The sequence below is a fragment of the Saonia sp. genome, from assembly GCF_056326165.1.
The window spans coordinates 56,935-76,030 of sequence record NZ_JBWFBN010000014.1 but is presented as its reverse complement, the minus strand read 5'-3'; the positions used below and the strand labels follow the sequence as shown (position 1 = coordinate 76,030).

Genomic DNA, 19,096 nt, shown 5'->3' with positions numbered 1-19,096 from the left:
CTCGTTATTTCTTTTACTATTCAGTCACATCACCTTCCCAGTTCATAAATCCACCTTCCAAATTATACGCATTTTCAAAACCCAACTGGTTCATTAAAGCACATGCTTGCCCGCTTCTGTTTCCAGAACGGCAATAAACATAATAGTTTTTGGCTTTGTCTAGTTTTTCCAGTTCAGCCAAGAATTCCTGACCTAAATAAATATCAATATTCGTAGCCCCAGGAATATATCCTTCCTCTAGTTCTTCTGGTGTTCTAACATCAAGGATAAATGCATTTTCGTCCTTTTCCAATTGTTCTTCCCATTCTATTTGTGATAAATCTGCCATGCGTAATTGTATTGTTGACTGCAAAAGTAAAAATCCGAAACTACATTTCGGATTTTTACTATAGATTTTATTTATTGTTATACCTTAATAGTGCATCCTATTGCTTTTGTAGATTTAACTTCAATATTCTTACCCGCCAGCATGGCATCAACGGCATCTTCTATATATTTTGTTTCAACTGATGTTTCATCAGAATAATTGTCATCAATAGCACCAATATATTCTACTTTGTATTTTTCACCCTTCTTATTCAATAAATATACATGTGGTGTCCTTGTTGCTCCATATTGCGGAAATACTTTTTGTCCTTCATCTAATAAATAAGGGAAAGTAAATCCTTTTTCCTTGGCTCTCTCCTTCATTTTATCATAACTATCTCTAGGTTGTACATCAGGATTATTAGGGTTTATTGCAATTACAGGTACGCCTAACTTCTTATACTTTTTGTCCAAGGCTATAATTCTATCCTCATATGCCACTGCGTAAGGGCAACTGTTGCAAGTAAAAATGACCAAAAACCCTTTAGCATCTGGGAAATTAGCCATAGAAACTTTGTTTCCATCAATGTTTATTAAACTAAAATCGGAGGCGTAATCCCCAACCGAATAGCCATCGACCATGGTATTAAAATTAACCGTAAAAGCACTAGCAACTAACAAGAGTACTATAAGTCCTAAATTCTTGATTTTCTTCATAGTTATTTTTTTATAAATTCATTTAAATTGGTCTTGAGCACGTCATAGGTAAAGGACTGCTCATAAAAGGTCTTTTTCTCTTTATTATAAATCATTGTGGCTGGAATTCCTCCAGACCAATCTTTGTCCACCTTTGGAATCCAAGTATTTTGCTTGGGGTCATCCAGAATAACTACCTTAGATTTAAGGTTATTTTTCTTTACAAAAGGAACAAGTCTTGTCTCCCACATTTTGGGCATATCCAAGCTGACTAAGATTACTTCGACATTATTTTTCCTTTGTTCTGAATGTATTTTTTCAAAATAAGGCAGTTCCTCTACACAAGGCTGGCACCATGTAGCCCAGAAATTAATTATATATGTTTTGTCATCATCCATATGGAACATAGGCTCTATTCCATCAAAGTCATACACAGGAAGATTAAGGCCATCTACTTCTACGGTTTCCTTTAATGTAAGATTTGCCAATAACATTTGCTTTTCTTTTTTTTCCTTTGAACCGCAAGCTGTTATCAAAAGCACAACCAGTAAAAGTGTAATCTTCTGCATATCAAATCATTGATAAATAAAATTAATCATCATAAAATTGGACATAGCTTTTTTAACAAAATTTTATCTCTTTTTAACATTTAAACAGAAATTATAGATATACATTTGTATATACAATTGTTGTATTTACATGAATGTAGAAAAAATTATAAAAACGGATAAGGAAATATCACTGGAAAGCAAGTCTATTATTCATTTGGTTTTGGTAAACAACAAAATAAATGAGTCTTTGTCCAATGCCTTAAAACCTTTTGATGTTTCCCTACAACAATTTAATGTGCTTAGGATATTGCGAGGACAAAATGGAAAACCAGCCAACCTTAGTACTCTTAATGAACGCATGGTCACAAAAATGAGTAATACAACTAGATTGGTGGATAAATTATTATTGAAGGAGTTTGTAGAGCGTACAACATGTGAAAGTAACAGAAGAAAAGTAGAAATCACCCTAACAAAGAAAGGTGGTACAGTTCTTGAAAAGATGGATAATGAAATAACCCGTGCGCAGAAAACATTGCTCGAAAATTTTAAAAATGAAGAGCTTATAGAATTAAACAGCTTATTAAATAAATTTTAATAATAACAATCACTTAAATCATTAACATATTAATTTAAACAAAAAATGAAAAAAAATGTATTTAGTTTAGTACTAGCAGTTGTAGTTGGGTTTACAGCAACAGCTAACACTCCAATAGATGGAGAGAAAAAAGAAGTAAAAACCAGTGAGAGCACCGTCACTTGGAAAGGATACAAGGTAACAGGTCAACATGGTGGTACCATTGCCTTAAAGGAAGGCTTTTTAGAATTTGATGGTAATAAGCTTACCGGTGGAGAATTTGTAGTTGATATGACTACACTGGCAACTACCGATGATATGGGAGATATGAGCGCAAAATTGGATGGACATCTTAAATCTGATGACTTTTTTGGAGTAGAAGCTCACCCAACAGCTAAATTGGTTATAACAAAAGCAACATCTTTCAATAAAAATTCTTATACAGTAACTGGAGATTTAACTATTAAAGGAATTACAAATCCAATAACCTTTGTAATTTCAATTTTCGAAAATAAGGCTACTGCTACATTAAAAGTGGATCGATCTAAATATAATGTGAAATATAATTCTGGTAGCTTTTTTGACAACCTTGGAGACAAATTAATCTATGATGAGTTTGATCTTGTAGTAGACATGGCACTTTAACGCCCCGAAACCCTACTGTTATAATCCCCATTATGTGTATTCATGATGGGGATTATTATTTTTACATATCATGGAGTTTGATAATTTAAAATTCCTTTCTATATTTGACCTAATGAAATTAAACGCAGTAAATACTTGGTGGTGGAACAACTTACGTCAAACGTCGTGAGATAGTCCATGCTATTATAATATATAGAGGCTTGTCGTTCACGACAAGCCTTTTTTAATTTATAGTTTTTAATATGACTTATAAACTGAACACATTTTACAAGAAAATACTAGCAGACACAATTACTCCAGTAAGTGTCTATTTAAAAATTAGGGACACATTCCCCAACAGTATTCTATTAGAAAGTAGCGATTATCATGCTAATGACAATAGTTTCTCATACGTTTGTTGTAATCCCATTGCATCAATAAAAGTTGAAAACGAACTTATTACACAACAGTTTCCTGATGGAACTACTGAAGAAATAGTAATTACAAAAAATACAGACGTTCCAGAAATTATTGAATCTTTCTCCAAGAAATTTTCAGCTTCGGACCAAGATTTTAAGTTCATCAACAATGGTCTTTTTGGGTATATGGCCTATGATATGGTTAAGTATTATGAAGATATAGACCTTACTAAAAAAGATAACAGTGTTGCAATTCCAGATATGTACTATGCTGTTTATCAAAATATTATTGCAATAAATCATTTTAAAAACGAAGCCTATCTTTTTGCTCATTGCTATGATGGTGACAGTAATATAGATGAAATTGAACGGCTTTTAAAGGTGCGCGATTTTGCTTCTTATAACTTCTCTATTGAAGGTGAACCAACATCAAACTTAAAAGATGAAGAGTATAAAGAACATGTAGAATTGGCTAAAAAACATTGTCAACGTGGTGATGTTTTTCAATTAGTGTTATCTAGACGTTTTTCTCAGGAGTTTAAAGGAGATGAGTTTAATGTGTACCGCGCATTACGCTCCATAAACCCTTCACCTTACTTATTCTTCTTTGATTATGGAGATTTCAAAATCTTTGGAAGTTCTCCTGAAGCACAATTGATTGTAAAGGATGGTAAAGCTGAAATTCACCCAATTGCTGGAACTTACAAAAGAACAGGGAACGATGAGCAAGATGCCAAATTGGCCATAGAATTGGCGCAAGACAAAAAAGAAAACAGCGAACATGTAATGCTTGTAGATTTGGCTCGTAACGATTTAAGTAGAAACGGAAACACGGTAAAGGTGGAAACTTATAGAGAGGTTCAGTACTTCTCACATGTAATTCACTTAGTTTCCAAAGTAACTGGGCAAAAGAAAAAGGATATTCCTACTATGAAAGTGGTTGCAGATACTTTCCCTGCGGGAACATTAAGTGGCGCGCCAAAACATATGGCAATGCAGCTCATAGAAAAATATGAAAAAACCAGTCGTGGGTATTATGGTGGAGCCATAGGGTTTATGGACTTTAATGGCAATTTTAACCATGCCATTATGATTCGTACTTTTTTGAGTAAGAATCATCAATTACATTTTCAGGCAGGTGCTGGTTTAGTGGCTGCTTCAAATGCTGATGCCGAATTACAAGAAACTTATAACAAATTAGGTGCTTTAAACAAAGCTCTAAAAATTGCTGAAACAATCTAAAATGAGCAAGAGAAAAATATTAATGATTGATAACTACGATAGTTTCACTTATAATTTGGTGCATTATCTAGAAGATTTAGATTGCGAAGTAATTGTAAAACGCAATGACCAACTTTCTCTGGAAGAAGTTGATAACTATAGTGATATTGTTCTATCTCCTGGCCCAGGAATCCCAGATGAGGCTGGACTATTGAAAGACATTATAAAAAAATATGCTAGTACAAAACGCATATTGGGCGTATGTTTAGGGCAACAGGCTATCGGTGAAGTCTTTGGCGGAAGTTTAGAAAACTTAGACCAAGTATACCATGGTATTGCAACAAAAATTAATATTACTGTTGATGACCCTATTTTTGAAGGAATGCCCAGAGAAATAGAAGTAGGTCGTTACCATTCATGGGTTGTTAATCCAAATTTGCCAGAAGTTCTCGAAGCAACTTCTTTTGATGAAAATGGACAAGTAATGTCTCTTAGACATAAAGAATATGATATAACGGGTGTGCAGTTTCACCCAGAATCGGTATTGACACCACAAGGGAAACAGATGTTGAAGAATTGGTTAGAAAGCTAAAGCTAAGTACAGAGTAATCAGTATAAAGTACTAAGACTGTTGCGCTTTATACTTAATACTAACGACTGAAAACTTTTAAAAAATGAAACAGACATTAAATAGATTAATCAATCACGAAATTCTTGCAAAAGAAGATGCTAAACAGATTTTGGTAAATATTGCCAAAGGCGATTACAATACCAGTCAGATAGCAGCATTCTTAACGGTTTATATGATGCGCAGCATCACTATTGAGGAGTTAGAAGGATTTAGAGATGCTCTTTTAGAACTTTGCAAGGCAGTAAATTTATCAGACTACAACCCTATTGATTTATGTGGTACAGGTGGTGATGGCAAAGACACGTTTAACATTTCAACATTGTCTTCTTTTGTAACGGCAGGTGCTGGTGTTAAAGTAACCAAGCATGGTAATTATGGTGTATCCTCAAAATGTGGAAGTAGTAATGTCATGGAATTTTTGGGCATAAAATTCAGTAATGAAGCAGGTTTTCTAAAAAAATCAATTGAAGAAGCTGGTATCTGTGTATTACACGCGCCGTTATTTCACCCAGCAATGAAAAATGTTGCTCCAATCCGCAGAGAACTTGGGGTAAAAACATTTTTTAATATGTTAGGCCCCATGGTAAATCCTGCATTTCCCAAAAACCAAATGGTTGGCGTTTTCAATTTAGAATTGGCCAGGATATATGGCTATCTATATCAGAATACGGATAAGAATTTTACCGTGCTTCATGCACTAGATGGATACGATGAAATATCATTGACAGGGAATACTAAAACCATTTCAAGAAATTCTGAAAGCATGTTAAAACCATCAGATTTTGGAGTTGACACTATATTACAGAGTGAAATTGTTGGAGGGGATAGTATAGAAGAATCGGCTCAAATATTTTTAAATGTACTGCAAGGAAGGGGTACGGAACCACAAAACAATGTGGTATGTGCCAATGCAGGAATTGCAATTGCAACTGTAGAAGGGCTTACTCCAAAAGAAGGTTTTGATAAAGCTAAAGAATCACTCTTAGGAGGAAAAGGCTTAATAGCCTTAAAAAAATTACAGGAACTGAGTAAGTAAAACAAAATGTCTCTTCGAGCGGAGTCGAGAAGTTATTGAAAAATTTCTCTCTTTGTTCCAAATGACAAATAACTATGGATATTCTAACTAAAATAACTAGAGACAAACGCAAGGAAGTTGATTTAAAAAAATCAATAATTCCGGTTTCCCAATTGGAAGCATCGGTTTTTTTTGAACGCGAAACCGTTTCTTTAGCCAATGCATTACGAGGTAGTTCCACTGGTATTATTGCAGAGTTTAAGAGACGTTCACCATCCAAAAAAAGCATTAATCAAAGTGCCAATGTAGGACAAGTGGCCAAAGGGTACCAAAAAGCTGGAGTTTGTGGTATGAGTGTCCTTACAGATATTAAATATTTTGGTGGCTCTTTGGAAGATTTATTACTAGCAAGAGCATCTGTAAACCTGCCTTTGCTTAGAAAAGAATTTATCATTGATGAATATCAAATACTAGAAGCCAAAGCACATGGTGCTGACGCTATTCTATTAATTGCTGCAATATTGACAAGAGCGGAAATTAAAACCTTATCAGAACTTGCTCAAAGTTTAGGGCTCAATGTGCTGTTAGAAGTTCATAATGAGGAAGAATTACATAAATCCGTAATGCCAAGTCTAGACATGTTGGGTGTAAACAATAGAAATTTAAAAACTTTTGAAGTTAGTTTAGACACCAGTAAAAATCTATCATCTATAATTCCAGATGAATTTGTAAAAGTATCTGAAAGCGGCATTAGTAGTATTGAAGCCATTAAGGAATTAAAGCCTTATGGTTATCAAGGTTTTTTAATTGGTGAGAACTTTATGAAAACGGAAAATCCGGCGGAAAGTGCAATTGAATTTATAAAAGCATTAAAATAATGAAACTCAAGGTTTGCGGAATGAATCATAACCCAGAAGCTGTAGCAGAACTACAGCCAGATTATTTGGGTTTTATTTTCTGGGAACCATCCAAAAGAAGTTTTGAAGGCAAAATGCCCAAAATTAATTCTAACATTAAAAAAATAGGTGTTTTTGTTGATGCTCCTCTTGAAGAGGTTATTGAAAAAATAAAAGATTTTGGATTAAATGGGGTTCAGCTTCATGGGCATGAATCTCCGGAGTATTGTGCTAATTTAAAACAGCGTCATTCCAAACTTGTTTCGGAATCTCATGCTAAAATAACTGTCGGGTCAAGCGAAGTCGAGACCTCAAACCTCTCTACTCCGCTCGAGGGGACAAAAATTGACATCATTAAAGTATTTTCTATAAAATATGAATTCGATTTTTCAGTTTTAGAACCCTATGAAGATGTCTGTGATTATTATTTATTTGATACCAAAGGGAAATTACCTGGCGGAAATGGATACACCTTTAACTGGTCAGTTCTAGCGAACTACCCTTCTACCAAACCCTATTTTTTAAGTGGAGGAATTGGTATAGATAACACTGAAGACATACTATCATTCATAACAAAACCTGAATCCAAATACTGTCACGCCATAGACATCAACAGTAAATTTGAAGATTCCCCAGGACTAAAAAATATAGAAAAATTAAAAGAATTTAAGAAGTTATTGAAGATAGGTATAAAACCAACAGTCAATAACTATCAACCATCAACTAATATGTATAACGTAGACGAAAAAGGATATTACGGTGAATTTGGGGGTGCATACATTCCGGAAATGTTATATCCTAATGTAGAAAATTTAAGGCAGCAATATCTTAAGGTAATGGAAGAACCTTCTTTTAAAGAAGAGTTTAACCAGCTATTAAAAGATTATGTAGGCAGACCTTCGCCGCTATATTACGCAAACCGATTGTCTAAAAAATACAACACAAAAATTTACATTAAACGTGAAGACCTTAATCATACTGGAGCGCACAAAGTAAACAATACTATAGGGCAGATTTTAATGGCAAAACGTTTGGGTAAAAAACGCATTATTGCCGAAACTGGCGCTGGTCAGCACGGTGTTGCCACTGCCACCGTTTGTGCCTTAATGGGAATTGATTGTATTGTGTATATGGGTGAAATTGATATTGCTCGCCAAGCACCAAACGTTGCACGTATGAAAATGCTTGGTGCAGAGGTTAGACCAGCATTATCAGGAAGTAGAACCCTAAAAGATGCAACCAATGAAGCTATTCGTGACTGGATAAACAATCCTGTAGACACCCATTACATAATTGGTTCTGCTATTGGGCCTCACCCCTATCCAGATATGGTTACACGTTTTCAGTCTATCATATCCGAAGAGATTAAATGGCAGTTGAAAGAAAAAGAAGGAAAGGAAAATCCTGATTATGTTATTGCCTGTGTAGGTGGTGGCAGTAATGCTGCCGGTGCATTTTATCACTATTTACATGAAGAAGAAGTTGGGCTTATTGCTGTAGAAGCAGCTGGCTTAGGAATTGATTCCGGTGAGAGTGCCGCAACTTCAGCTTTAGGAAAAGAAGGAATCATTCATGGTTGTAAAACGTTATTAATGCAAACTCCCGATGGACAAATAACTGAACCCTATTCCATTTCAGCAGGATTGGATTACCCTGGGGTTGGCCCTATGCATGCTCATTTATATAAAAGCGGACGAGGAGAATTTATTTCAATTACTGATGATGAAGCAATGATGGCAGGAATGGAACTAACAAAATTAGAAGGTATTATTCCCGCAATAGAATCGTCCCATGCGTTTGCAGTTTTTGAAAAACGTAGATTTAACTCGGATGATATTGTGGTGATAAATCTATCGGGTCGTGGAGATAAAGATTTACAGAATTATATTGATTATTTTAAACTATAATTTTTGTCATTTCTGCTTAGGCAGGAATGACAAACGGACAAAAAAATGAACAGAATACATCAAAAATTACAAGAAGACGGAAAAATCCTATCTATATATTTTACCGCTGGTTATCCAAACTTAAATGATACGGTAACGGTAATTCAAGAATTGGAAAAAAACGGGGTGGATTTAATTGAAATAGGACTTCCCTTTAGTGACCCATTGGCCGATGGACCAACTATACAAGAAAGTTCCACCGCTGCGCTAAAAAATGGAATGACTACTGAAATTCTTTTTAATCAAATTAAAGACATTAGAAAAACAGTCTACATTCCTTTGATTATTATGGGATATTTTAATCCTGTTTTTCAATATGGTGTAGAAGCATTCTGTAAAAAATGTGCTGAAATAGGTATTGACGGACTTATTCTTCCTGACCTTCCTTTGGATGTATACCAAGAAAAATATCAAGCTATTTTTGAGAAATATGGTCTTGTAAATGTATTCTTAATTACACCGCAAACTAGTGATGAGCGCATTCGTCAAATTGATGAAGCTTCAAACGGATTCATTTACATGGTAAGTTCTGCCAGTACCACAGGAGCCAAACAAGGCTTAGGAGAAGAGCAAAGCAACTATTTTAATAGAATAGCTAACCTAAACCTAAAAAACCCACAAATAGTTGGGTTTGGTATTAGTAACGCTGATACTTTTAATCAGGCAACGGAAAAAGCAAAAGGTGCTATTATTGGCTCTGCTTTTATAAAGCATTTGACAAAAAATAGAGCTACAAAGATTGATGAATTTGTAAAAGGAATAAGAGTCTAATGAATATTATCAATAATTGGAAAGTTATAATTTTACTCTGTCTAACCTTTGGACTAGCCCCATTTTTTCCAGAACCACACATCTGGGGAAAAATAAAATGGATTTCTGGAGGTGCAACTGAAATGAAACCTATGGATTGGTTTGATGTTGTACTACATGGCTTTTCATATATTCTTCTATTTAGGTTGGTAATTTTAAAGCTTATTTCCTTGTCTAAAAAATAGAATTGTCTATTTTTAAATCTTGCAAACCGAATATGAAAATGAGAAAATTATTTTTCCTATTAATTGTTTCTTATACTACTTTTTCTTTCGCTCAAGATTCAATTCAATTTAAGTCTCAAATACGACATACTATTGACGAATTAAGGGATTTTATCTCTATTCCCAACGATGCTTTAGAACATGCAGACATTAATAGAAATATCACGTGGCTTTCACAAAAATTCAATGCTCGTGGTTTTAACACTTCGGTATTGCCCACAGAAGGTGAATCTTTATTTTTTGCCGCATTACCCATGGTGGACGGTAAACCAACTGTTCTTTTTTATATGCATTTTGATGGGCAATCTGTAGACCCAAGTAAGTGGAATCAATCCAATCCATACGCGGTTGAATTAAAAGCTGCGGATGGGGATGATTGGAAAATTATTCCTTTTTCGGATTTAGACACTGATATAAATTATGAGTGGCGGCTTTTTGGTCGTTCTACATCTGATGATAAAGGACCTATTGTTATGTTCTTAAACGCAATAGATTTATTAAAAAAGAACAATAAAATAATTCCTTTCAATGTAAAAGTAATTTTAGATAGTGAAGAAGAAAAAAGTAGCAAACCATTGCCAAAAGCTGTAAAAGAGTATAGAGAGTTACTGGAGGCAGATTTTTTGGTCATTAATGACGGGCCCGTTCATATTTCTGGTAAACCCACTATTGTATATGGTTGTAGGGGAATCACAACCCTATCTCTTACCACTTATGGTCCAATAAAACCACAGCACAGTGGCCACTATGGCAATTATGCTCCAAATCCAGGGTTTCAATTGGCAGAAGTATTGGCAAGTATGAAAGATGCTTATGGAAAAGTAGTTATTCCAGGATATTATGACGGAATCACTTTAAATGAAAATACTTTAGCTGTTCTAAAAAGTGTACCTGATGATGAGAACACCATAAAAAATAATTTACAAATAAAGGCTTCAGAAAAAGTAGGCAGTTTTTATCAAGAATCATTACAATATCCTTCCTTAAATATTAGAGGGTTGGGTTCTGGCTGGGTAGGCAAAAAGGCCCGAACCATTGTCCCTGAAAGTGCGACAGCAGAACTAGATATTCGTTTGGTACCAGAAACTGATGGTAATAGGTTAAAAGGTTTGGTAAAAAGCCACATAGAAAACCAAGGCTTTTATATAACCGATAGTATCCCTACCAAATCTGAACGTTTGGCACATGACAAAATCATGACAATTGCAGAAGGAAGTGTAACGGATGCTTTTAGAACTGACTTGAATAATCCACATGGCAACTTTTTAGTTGATGTATTAAAAAATACTTTTAATGAAGAGGTTGTACAAATTAGAATCATGGGAGGTACTGTACCTATTTCGCCTTTTATCAATGAATTAAAAATTCCAGCGTTTATTGTTCCTATGGTTAACCCAGATAATAATCAGCACAGTCCCAATGAAAATCTTAAAATTGGTCAGATTGCCTATGGGATTCAAGCTTTTTATGGTATTCTAAGCTCAGAAAAATAAATATATCCAAAACATAATTTTATTTTATACTTTAACACAAACGCAAGAGGTATAAATCACACCTAGAGAATAAAATTCATAAATTTTAGCACATCAAATAAAAAACCATAATCTATTTTCTTGATATTTCTTACATTTAGAAGGAAGAAGAAATTGTAAAGTGCTATGTTGTAACCAATTTCAAATATAAAAACCAAAAGGGCCGTAATTATGAGTAAACCAAAATCAAAACAACCAAATAAATCCAGAAGGTCATTTATAAAAAAAGGAGCTATGGCTTCAAGTATTCTTCTTGTCCCTAGACATGTACTTGGTGGTGTGGGCTATACTGCTCCAAGCGACCGATTACATTTAGCAGCAATTGGTGCTGGGGGCAAAGGTAGAAGTGATATTCTAAATGCATCAGTAAATGGAAGAGAAAGAGTGGTTGCTCTTTGTGATGTTGATTTTTCTGGTTCTGCAAAAGGTTCTATAGAAAATTTTCCAAAGGCAAAATTGTTTGATGATTATAGAAAAATGTTGGATGATGTAAAGTTGGATGCAGTAACTATTTCTACTCCCGATCATGTGCATGGCCCAGCAGCCAAGTATGCCATGGAACGTGGAATTCATGTGTATGTCCAAAAACCAATGACCCATAACATTAGGGAAGCACGCATGCTTACCGAAATGGCCAGAGAAAAGAAAATAGTAACCCAAATGGGAAATCAAGGAGGGTCCAACCCTCTTTTAGATATGGTTCAAAAATGGGTGGATTCTGGAGTATTAGGGAAAATATCTAAAGTAGAAGTATGGACAAATAGACCTGTATGGCCACAAGGAGGTGCTTTTCCTCAACCGGATGAAAGCTCAAAACCTTCAGCATTAAATTGGGATTTGTGGTTGGGTCCTGCAGAATACAAACCTTATACACCCAATTTACATCCATTTAGTTGGAGAGGTTGGTGGGATTATGGTACAGGAGCACTTGGTGATGTTGGTTGCCACTTAATAGATATTCCTTTTAGGACATTGGGTTTAAAATACCCAACTGATGCAGAATGTAGTGTTGGCTCTGTTTTTTCTCAAATGTGGAGACCAGACTATCACCCAGAAGGTTGCCCAGCATCTTCCTTCATTACATTGAATTTTGGCGCTACCGAAAAGAGTAAATCTCCAATTGAAATGACATGGAGCGATGGTGGTATACGTCCTTCACATCCAGATATTATCCCTGCTGACCATGATATAGGAGGCAAAAATAGTGCCAATGGTGTATTGATACATGGAGAAAAAGGAATCATTTCTACTAACATCAATGACAGCTCGCCCATTATGCCCAAACTATACTTAAATGACGGTACCACAGAGTTTGGTCCAGAAGTAGAAAAAAACGATGAGCCAGAATATGGTCACCAACGCAAATGGGTAGATGCCTGTAAAGCAGGATTTAATAGTCCAGAACATCTTGGACTTACATCTTCTTTTGACTATGCTGGCCCCATGACTGAAACTGTTCTAATGGGTAATCTAGCTATTCGTAGTTATATGCTAAGAAAAGAGAACAGTGAAGGAAATATGGATTTCTACGCCCGTAAAAAACTATTGTGGGATGGTGAGAACATGAGAATTACCAATTTGGAAGAAGCCAACCAATTTGTGGGAAGAACCTATAGAGAAGGTTGGGAAATGTAGAAACGTTTCTTTTAAAATCCAATAAATCTTTTACATATTAAAATCCGAGATTAAGTTCCCCCTTAAATCTCGGGTTTTTTATTTAAAAATAAATGTCTCCTTTTACTTTATCTGTTTCGTCATAAGTATGAATCATTTTATTAATTTAAACAAAAAAAGAAATGAAAGACTTTATGATGATTTTTATCGGAGCTGATTATCAAGAATTAGGGTTATCTCCAGAAGAGTTACAAAACCGAATGGGAAAGTGGTTTGGTTGGAACGACAAAATGGCTAATGCTGGTTATTTAAAAGGCGGAAATGCCCTAGTACCAGTAGCAAAATGCGTTTCTGGCCCCAACAGAACGGTAACTGATGGTCCTTTTGTGGAAAGCAAGGAAATCATTGGTGGCTATTATATTGTTAGTGCCAAAGATGCCAATGCCGTAGTAGAAATTGCGGAAGATTATCCAGATTATGATTTGGGCGGTACCGTTGAAATACGTGAAATAATGGTTTTTGACAGATGATTAAAGACCAAGGTATAGACCATCTTTTTCGTCATCAGTACGGAAAGATGGTCTCTATTTTAACTCGTATTTTTGGATTATCTCATATTGAAACTATAGAAGATGCTGTTCAAGATACTTTTTTAAATGCCTCTCTAAAATGGCGTAAGGAAATTCCTGAAAATCCTGAGGCTTGGCTTACCAAAGCAGCAAAAAATAGAGCAATAGATTTATTGCGAAAAATCAAAACCGATCAAAACCGAAATACCCACTTAAACACCGGGCCTTCTTCCATTGCCATAAATCAGTTATTTCTGGAACATGAAATTGAGGACAGTCAGTTACGCATGATATTTACGGCCTGCCACCCTTCACTAAAACCACAAGATCAACTAGCATTTTCCTTAAAAACAATTGCAGGATTTAGTGGAAAAGAAATTGCATCAGCATTATTGTTAAAAGAAGCTACAGTTAAAAAAAGATTGGCAAGAGCCAGAAAGACAATTCAGGAAAAAAAACTGGTTTTCGAATTACCAGAGGACAAAACCATTAAAGACCGATTGCACCGAGTTCATGAGGTTATTTATTTAATTTTTAATGAGGGGTTTCACTCCAACCAAACAGAATTCCTCATCAGAAAAGATTTATGCGGAGAAGCCATTAGATTATGCAAGCTCATTTTAAAAAAAGAAAATTACCGTACAGGTAATGGCTATGCTTTGTTTGCCCTTTTATGTTTTCATGCATCACGCTTAGAAAGTAAAATCTCTAAAGAAGGGAAAATCATTGATTTAAAAAACCAAGACAGAACCTTATGGTTTCCTCCATTGATTCAGTTGGGAAAAGATGCATTGGCAAAAGCTAATGAGTATAGGGAAATATCATCTTTCTACTTGGAGGCCTCTATTGCCCAAGAACATATAAATGCCAAAACCTTTGAAGCCACAAATTGGGAAAAAATATTGAAACTATATAAAAACATTAATGAGCTTCAAGAAACCTCTTTTACTAAATTGAATCTAGCCATTGTACTATTACAGTTACAAAAAAATGAAGAAGCTTTAAAAATATTAAATTCATTCAACTCTGATGATTTGGAACAACGCGCCTATTTATATTACGGCACCAAGGCGGAGTACCATAAAAACAGAAATGAAATTCAAGATGCTTTAACATGTATTGACAAAGCCCTTAACTTGGTATACAATTCCAGTGAAAAAAAATACTTTGAGGAAAAGAAAAAAGGTTTGAAGCCTAAAAATTGATGTAAATTTTAATTAAAAAAACTCCTTATACTGCAATACTCTATAATCCAACGTAGTAAAATTAGGGTTTTTGTCTTTTATATCCTTATATGCCTGCAAACTGCCCACAGCTCTGTTAGCAGCACCAGATGGAGCTGTTAATGAAACTGTTTTAATAATTCTACTGTCATTTCGAACATCATCAAATGCTTGAGAAATCTCTAGAGACCTCCCACTTTCGTTCGAAGTAACAGGAAAGTTCGAAAAAGAAGTAGGTAATTCAAATTGATGAATTCTTGGAACTTCATTGGAAACTACCTCCAATTTTAGGCCATATTCTTTAATGTGTTTTCTAAAAAAATATTCTGGACCATTTTTACTATTACCGCCTGTAAATAGTAAGGTATCTACATTTTCATATTGCTGTAAATACCCAATTAAATTTCTGAGCTTTGTATTCTGCATTCCTAAATCGGACGCATCAATTTTGGAACGCTCAGCACTGGCAACAATATCGCAAACCCCTATTTTTCTTTCCAACAAGAAGGCTTTTCGCTGTTGTGCAGCTTCTTCCGTGGTTTCAAATTTTAGATTCAGGTTAAATATTTTGTCCAAAATGGGCCATAACTGCCCATTTCTGCTACCATAGCAAAAATCCACATCATCTTCTTTCAACTCACCTATAGTAAATCTTGGTGGCGGCAAAGTACCCACAATTAGTTTTGTGGCTTCTTCAAAAACAAAGGGCTCGTATGGATGGGTGTGTAAAAAAGGTTTCAAGTCAATACTTTAAGGTTGAAAGTTACAAATACCTACAACCAATTCCTTTCATCATTCTAAAACTAAAACCAAATCATCAGAATTTACAAGTGTACCGCCTGCAAGCTGAATAGCACTAACAACTCCTTCTTCTGTAGCTGTAACTGTGGTTTCCATTTTCATAGCCTCTATAACAAACAAAGGTTGGTTTTTTATTACTTCTTGTCCTTTCTTTACCAAAACGCTAGATAGCAATCCTTGTAATGGCGCACCAATATGCTTTGGATTGGTAGTATCCACCTTTTTATTCTCAATCTTTTCTACCTTAACAGAAGTGTCTTTCACAACTACGTTACGCCATTGCCCATTCACCTTAAAGAAAATGCTCACATTACCAGCCTCATCTGGTTCCCCAATTAACATTAAGGAAATAAGAACATTTTTACCACGATCTAGCTCAACCATAATTTCCTCACCAATCTCCATTCCGTACAAGAAATTTTTGGTAGGAATGTTCATTACATTGCCATATTTTACATGGTGATTGTAAGCATCAGTAAATACTTTTGGATAGAGTTTATAGGAAAGAAAATCTGTTATGAGTAAGTCCCTACCCATTCCTTTTTTAAACTTTCTTTTAAAAGATTTAAACTCCTTATCAAAATCTATAGGTTCTAAATGTGCATTAGGTCTTTCCTTATAGGGCTTTTCATCTTTCAAGATTATTTTCTGAAGCTTTTTTGGAAACCCACCTACTGGCTGGCCCAAATCTCCCCTAAAGAAGCTTTTTACGGATTCTGGAAAAGAAATAGTATCCCCTTTGTCCATAACATCCTCTACCGTAAGATCATTACTGATCATATACTGAGCCATATCCCCAACTACTTTAGAGCTTGGAGTTACTTTAACAATATCACCAAAAAGTTGGTTTACTTCCCCGTACATTTTAGTAATTGCAGGAAACTTATCTTCTAATCCCAATGCTATGGCCTGGCCTTTTAGGTTTGAATACTGTCCTCCAGGAATTTCATGCTTATAAACCTCACCACTACCCGATTTTAGTCCTGATTCAAATGGATAATAATAATTCCGTACGGTTTCCCAATAATTAGAATATTCGGCCAACTTATCGGTATTCAAATTATTCTCACGCTCATTGTACCTCAGCATCTCTACAACCGAATTAAAGTTCGGCTGAGATGTAAGTCCAGACAATCCTCCCAATGCCACATCAACCACATCCACACCAGCCTCAATGGCTTTTAAATACATAGCAGCTTGTATGGATGATGTATCATGTGTATGCAAATGAACAGGAATATTTATCTCTGATTTTAAAGCTGAAATCAATTCAAAAGCGGCATCTGGTTTTAATAGACCTGCCATATCTTTTACACCCAAAATATGTGCTCCAGCATTTTCTATATCTTTTGCTAATTGCACATAATATTTTAAGTCATATTTAGTCTTAGCAGGGTTTAGAATATCGCCAGTATAGCAAATGGAGCCCTCTGCCAAGCCTTGAGTTCTATTCCTAACATGTTCTATACAAGGAGCAATGGATTTCATCCAATTTAAAGAATCAAATATTCTAAAAATATCAACTCCCGTTTCCCAAGATTGCTCAACAAATTTTTCTATTAAATTATCTGGATAGGCCGTATACCCTACACCATTAGAACCCCTTATTAGCATTTGCAATAACACATTTGGCATTGCTTTTCTTAATAATGCCAAGCGTTCCCATGGATTTTCTCTTAAAAACCTTAAACAAACATCAAAGGTAGCACCACCCCAAACTTCCATACTAAATATTTCTGGATGGTTTTTAGCGTAGCCTTCTGCAACCTTCATCATGTCTTGGGTACGCATACGGGTTGCCAACAAGCTTTGATGCCCATCTCGCATGGTGGTATCCGTAAAATGTATTTTCTTTTCCTTCTTTAACCACTCCGCAAACTTCTCTGGCCCTAATTCCGTTAATAAGTCTTTAGTCCCTTTTGGATAAGCCTCATTTTTCGGATATGAAGGGATTACAGGCTTAGAAAACACCTTAGTAGGGTCTTTCTTTTTTACATCTGGGTTTCCGTTTACAATAGTTTCCCCTAAGAAATCTACCAGTTTATTGGCTCTGTTTCTTGGCTCAACAAACTCAAACAATGAAGGTTCATTCTTTAACCAATTAACGGTAACATTACCATCTCTAAAAGTTTGATTCTTTAAAATATTATCTAAAAAGGCCATATTCGTATCCACACCTCGAATACGGAACTCAGCCAAAGCTCTTCTCATTTTTCTACATGACCCATCTAAAGTTCTGCTCAAGGCAGAAACCTTTACCAGCATAGAATCAAAGAAAGGTGAAATATTTACTCCTTGGTAAATACTACCTGCATCCAAACGAATACCCAAACCTGAGGCACTTCTATAGGTTGTTACCACACCATAATCTGGTTTAAAATCGTTTGCAGGATTTTCAGTGGTTACTCTACACTGTAAGGCGTAACCATTAATTGTTACTGCATCCTGATTAGCAATCTTAATTTGTTGATCAGATAATTTATAGCCTCCTGCAATGAACAACTGAGCTTTAACCAAATCTATATTGGTAATCATTTCTGTAACAGTGTGTTCTACCTGAATTCTTGGGTTTACTTCAATAAAATAAATGCTACCGTCATCATCTACCAAAAATTCTACGGTACCTATGTTGTTATAATTTACTGCCCTACAAATATCTACGGCATACTTATATAAACTGTCTCTTGTTTCTTGAGGAAGACCAATAGAAGGAGCAAATTCAATTACTTTTTGGTAACGTCTTTGTACGGAACAGTCACGCTCATACAAGTGAACAATATTGCCATGCGTATCTGCTACTATTTGAATCTCTATATGTTTTGGGTTTTGAACATATTTCTCCAAAAACACTGTATCATCTCCAAAAGCATTTAAAGATTCTCTTTTTGCTTCTGGAAATGCTTTTTTAAGTTCAACATCTGAAGTAATAACACGCATACCACGACCACCACCACCAGAAGCAGCTTTTAGCATAATAGGATATCCTATTTTTTTAGCTTCAGAAAGTGCCGTTTTTACATCAACTAGGTCTTTATCACTACTCTGAATTATTGGAATATTATTGGCCACGGCAACTTCTTTTGCCATGATTTTATCCCCTAACGCCTTTAAAATAGATACTTTAGGACCAACGAAAATAATCCCGTTATCCTCACATTTCTGGGCAAAATCAGCATTTTCAGACAAGAAGCCATATCCTGGATGTATAGCATCAACATCATTGTCCAATGCTACCTTTATAATAGCGTTTATATTAAGATATGGTTTTAAAGGCTCATTATCTTCCCCTATTTGGTAGCACTCATCGGCTTTATAACGGTGAAGCGAATAGCGGTCTTCATAAGTATAAATACCAACAGTTTTTATATTTACCTCAACACACGCCCTAAAAATACGTATGGCTATTTCTCCCCTATTTGCTACTAAAACCTTTTTAATTCTCAT

General features: G+C 35.2%; 18 protein-coding genes and 1 pseudogene. 14 read left to right on the top strand and 5 right to left on the bottom strand.

The window, feature by feature from the left end; translation table 11 throughout:
• Positions 1-16: 16 nt before the first annotated feature.
• From AC000W_RS12530 to AC000W_RS12520, 3 genes are all read right to left on the bottom strand, one after another.
• Complete coding sequence (locus AC000W_RS12530; protein ID WP_474748759.1) at positions 17-328, bottom strand: rhodanese-like domain-containing protein; 312 nt, start codon at positions 326-328, stop codon at positions 17-19.
• Between the two features lie 77 nt (positions 329-405).
• The gene (locus AC000W_RS12525; RefSeq protein ID WP_474748758.1) at positions 406-1,023 is read right to left on the bottom strand and encodes a thioredoxin family protein; all 618 of its coding nucleotides are present in this window, start codon (positions 1,021-1,023) and stop codon (positions 406-408) included.
• Between the two features lie 2 nt (positions 1,024-1,025).
• A complete protein-coding gene (locus tag AC000W_RS12520; protein WP_474748756.1) occupies positions 1,026-1,571 on the bottom strand; it encodes a TlpA disulfide reductase family protein in 546 nt (181 codons plus the stop codon).
• A 130-nt stretch (positions 1,572-1,701) separates the two neighbouring features.
• Here AC000W_RS12520 and AC000W_RS12515 point away from each other — a divergent pair, with 130 nt between their 5' ends.
• The 14 genes and pseudogenes from AC000W_RS12515 (at position 1,702) to AC000W_RS12450 (ending at position 14,833) form a co-directional block, all read left to right on the top strand.
• A complete protein-coding gene (locus AC000W_RS12515) occupies positions 1,702-2,148 on the top strand; it encodes a MarR family winged helix-turn-helix transcriptional regulator (RefSeq protein ID WP_474748754.1) in 447 nt (148 codons plus the stop codon).
• A 45-nt stretch (positions 2,149-2,193) separates the two neighbouring features.
• The gene (locus tag AC000W_RS12510; protein WP_474748752.1) at positions 2,194-2,772 is read left to right on the top strand and encodes a YceI family protein; all 579 of its coding nucleotides are present in this window, start codon (positions 2,194-2,196) and stop codon (positions 2,770-2,772) included.
• Positions 2,773-3,014: 242 nt separating this feature from the next.
• Positions 3,015-4,412 carry an anthranilate synthase component I family protein gene (locus AC000W_RS12505; RefSeq protein WP_474748750.1) on the top strand — a complete coding sequence of 466 codons (1,398 nt, stop codon included), beginning with the start codon at positions 3,015-3,017 and terminating at the stop codon, positions 4,410-4,412.
• Position 4,413: 1 nt separating this feature from the next.
• Positions 4,414-4,983: an anthranilate synthase component II gene (locus AC000W_RS12500; RefSeq protein WP_474748748.1), complete on the top strand. Its 570-nt coding sequence runs from the start codon at positions 4,414-4,416 to the stop codon at positions 4,981-4,983.
• 82 nt (positions 4,984-5,065) lie between these two features.
• Positions 5,066-6,058: an anthranilate phosphoribosyltransferase gene (gene trpD, locus AC000W_RS12495; RefSeq protein ID WP_474748747.1), complete on the top strand. Its 993-nt coding sequence runs from the start codon at positions 5,066-5,068 to the stop codon at positions 6,056-6,058.
• A gap of 74 nt (positions 6,059-6,132) precedes the next feature.
• Complete coding sequence (trpC, locus tag AC000W_RS12490) at positions 6,133-6,915, top strand: indole-3-glycerol phosphate synthase TrpC (protein WP_474748745.1); 783 nt, start codon at positions 6,133-6,135, stop codon at positions 6,913-6,915.
• Positions 6,915-7,589: pseudogene (locus tag AC000W_RS12485) on the top strand (phosphoribosylanthranilate isomerase); the annotation flags it as partial. The gene trpC and the pseudogene AC000W_RS12485, both read left to right, overlap by 1 nt.
• Positions 7,590-7,661: 72 nt before the next feature.
• Positions 7,662-8,840 carry a tryptophan synthase subunit beta gene (gene trpB, locus AC000W_RS12480; RefSeq protein ID WP_474748776.1) on the top strand — a complete coding sequence of 393 codons (1,179 nt, stop codon included), beginning with the start codon at positions 7,662-7,664 and terminating at the stop codon, positions 8,838-8,840.
• Positions 8,841-8,885: 45 nt separating this feature from the next.
• A complete protein-coding gene (gene trpA / locus AC000W_RS12475) occupies positions 8,886-9,650 on the top strand; it encodes a tryptophan synthase subunit alpha (protein ID WP_474748744.1) in 765 nt (254 codons plus the stop codon).
• Positions 9,650-9,874, top strand: a complete 225-nt coding sequence (locus AC000W_RS12470; RefSeq protein WP_474748742.1) for a hypothetical protein — start codon at positions 9,650-9,652, stop codon at positions 9,872-9,874. Before trpA ends, AC000W_RS12470 begins: the two co-directional genes overlap by 1 nt.
• A gap of 38 nt (positions 9,875-9,912) precedes the next feature.
• Complete coding sequence (locus AC000W_RS12465) at positions 9,913-11,406, top strand: M20/M25/M40 family metallo-hydrolase (RefSeq protein WP_474748740.1); 1,494 nt, start codon at positions 9,913-9,915, stop codon at positions 11,404-11,406.
• A gap of 210 nt (positions 11,407-11,616) precedes the next feature.
• Positions 11,617-13,080, top strand: coding sequence for a Gfo/Idh/MocA family protein (locus tag AC000W_RS12460; RefSeq protein WP_474748738.1), 1,464 nt, complete (start codon positions 11,617-11,619; stop codon positions 13,078-13,080).
• A gap of 161 nt (positions 13,081-13,241) precedes the next feature.
• Positions 13,242-13,589: a YciI family protein gene (locus tag AC000W_RS12455; RefSeq protein ID WP_474748737.1), complete on the top strand. Its 348-nt coding sequence runs from the start codon at positions 13,242-13,244 to the stop codon at positions 13,587-13,589.
• Positions 13,586-14,833 (top strand): RNA polymerase sigma factor, encoded by a 1,248-nt coding sequence (locus tag AC000W_RS12450; protein ID WP_474748735.1) that lies wholly within the window; start codon positions 13,586-13,588, stop codon positions 14,831-14,833. The genes AC000W_RS12455 and AC000W_RS12450 overlap by 4 nt, the downstream gene beginning before the upstream one ends.
• A 12-nt stretch (positions 14,834-14,845) precedes the next feature.
• Here the strand turns inward: AC000W_RS12450 and AC000W_RS12445 are convergent, their stop codons facing one another.
• Complete coding sequence (locus AC000W_RS12445; RefSeq protein WP_474748775.1) at positions 14,846-15,598, bottom strand: uracil-DNA glycosylase family protein; 753 nt, start codon at positions 15,596-15,598, stop codon at positions 14,846-14,848.
• A 45-nt stretch (positions 15,599-15,643) separates the two neighbouring features.
• The gene (locus tag AC000W_RS12440) at positions 15,644-19,096 is read right to left on the bottom strand and encodes a pyruvate carboxylase (protein WP_474748733.1); all 3,453 of its coding nucleotides are present in this window, start codon (positions 19,094-19,096) and stop codon (positions 15,644-15,646) included.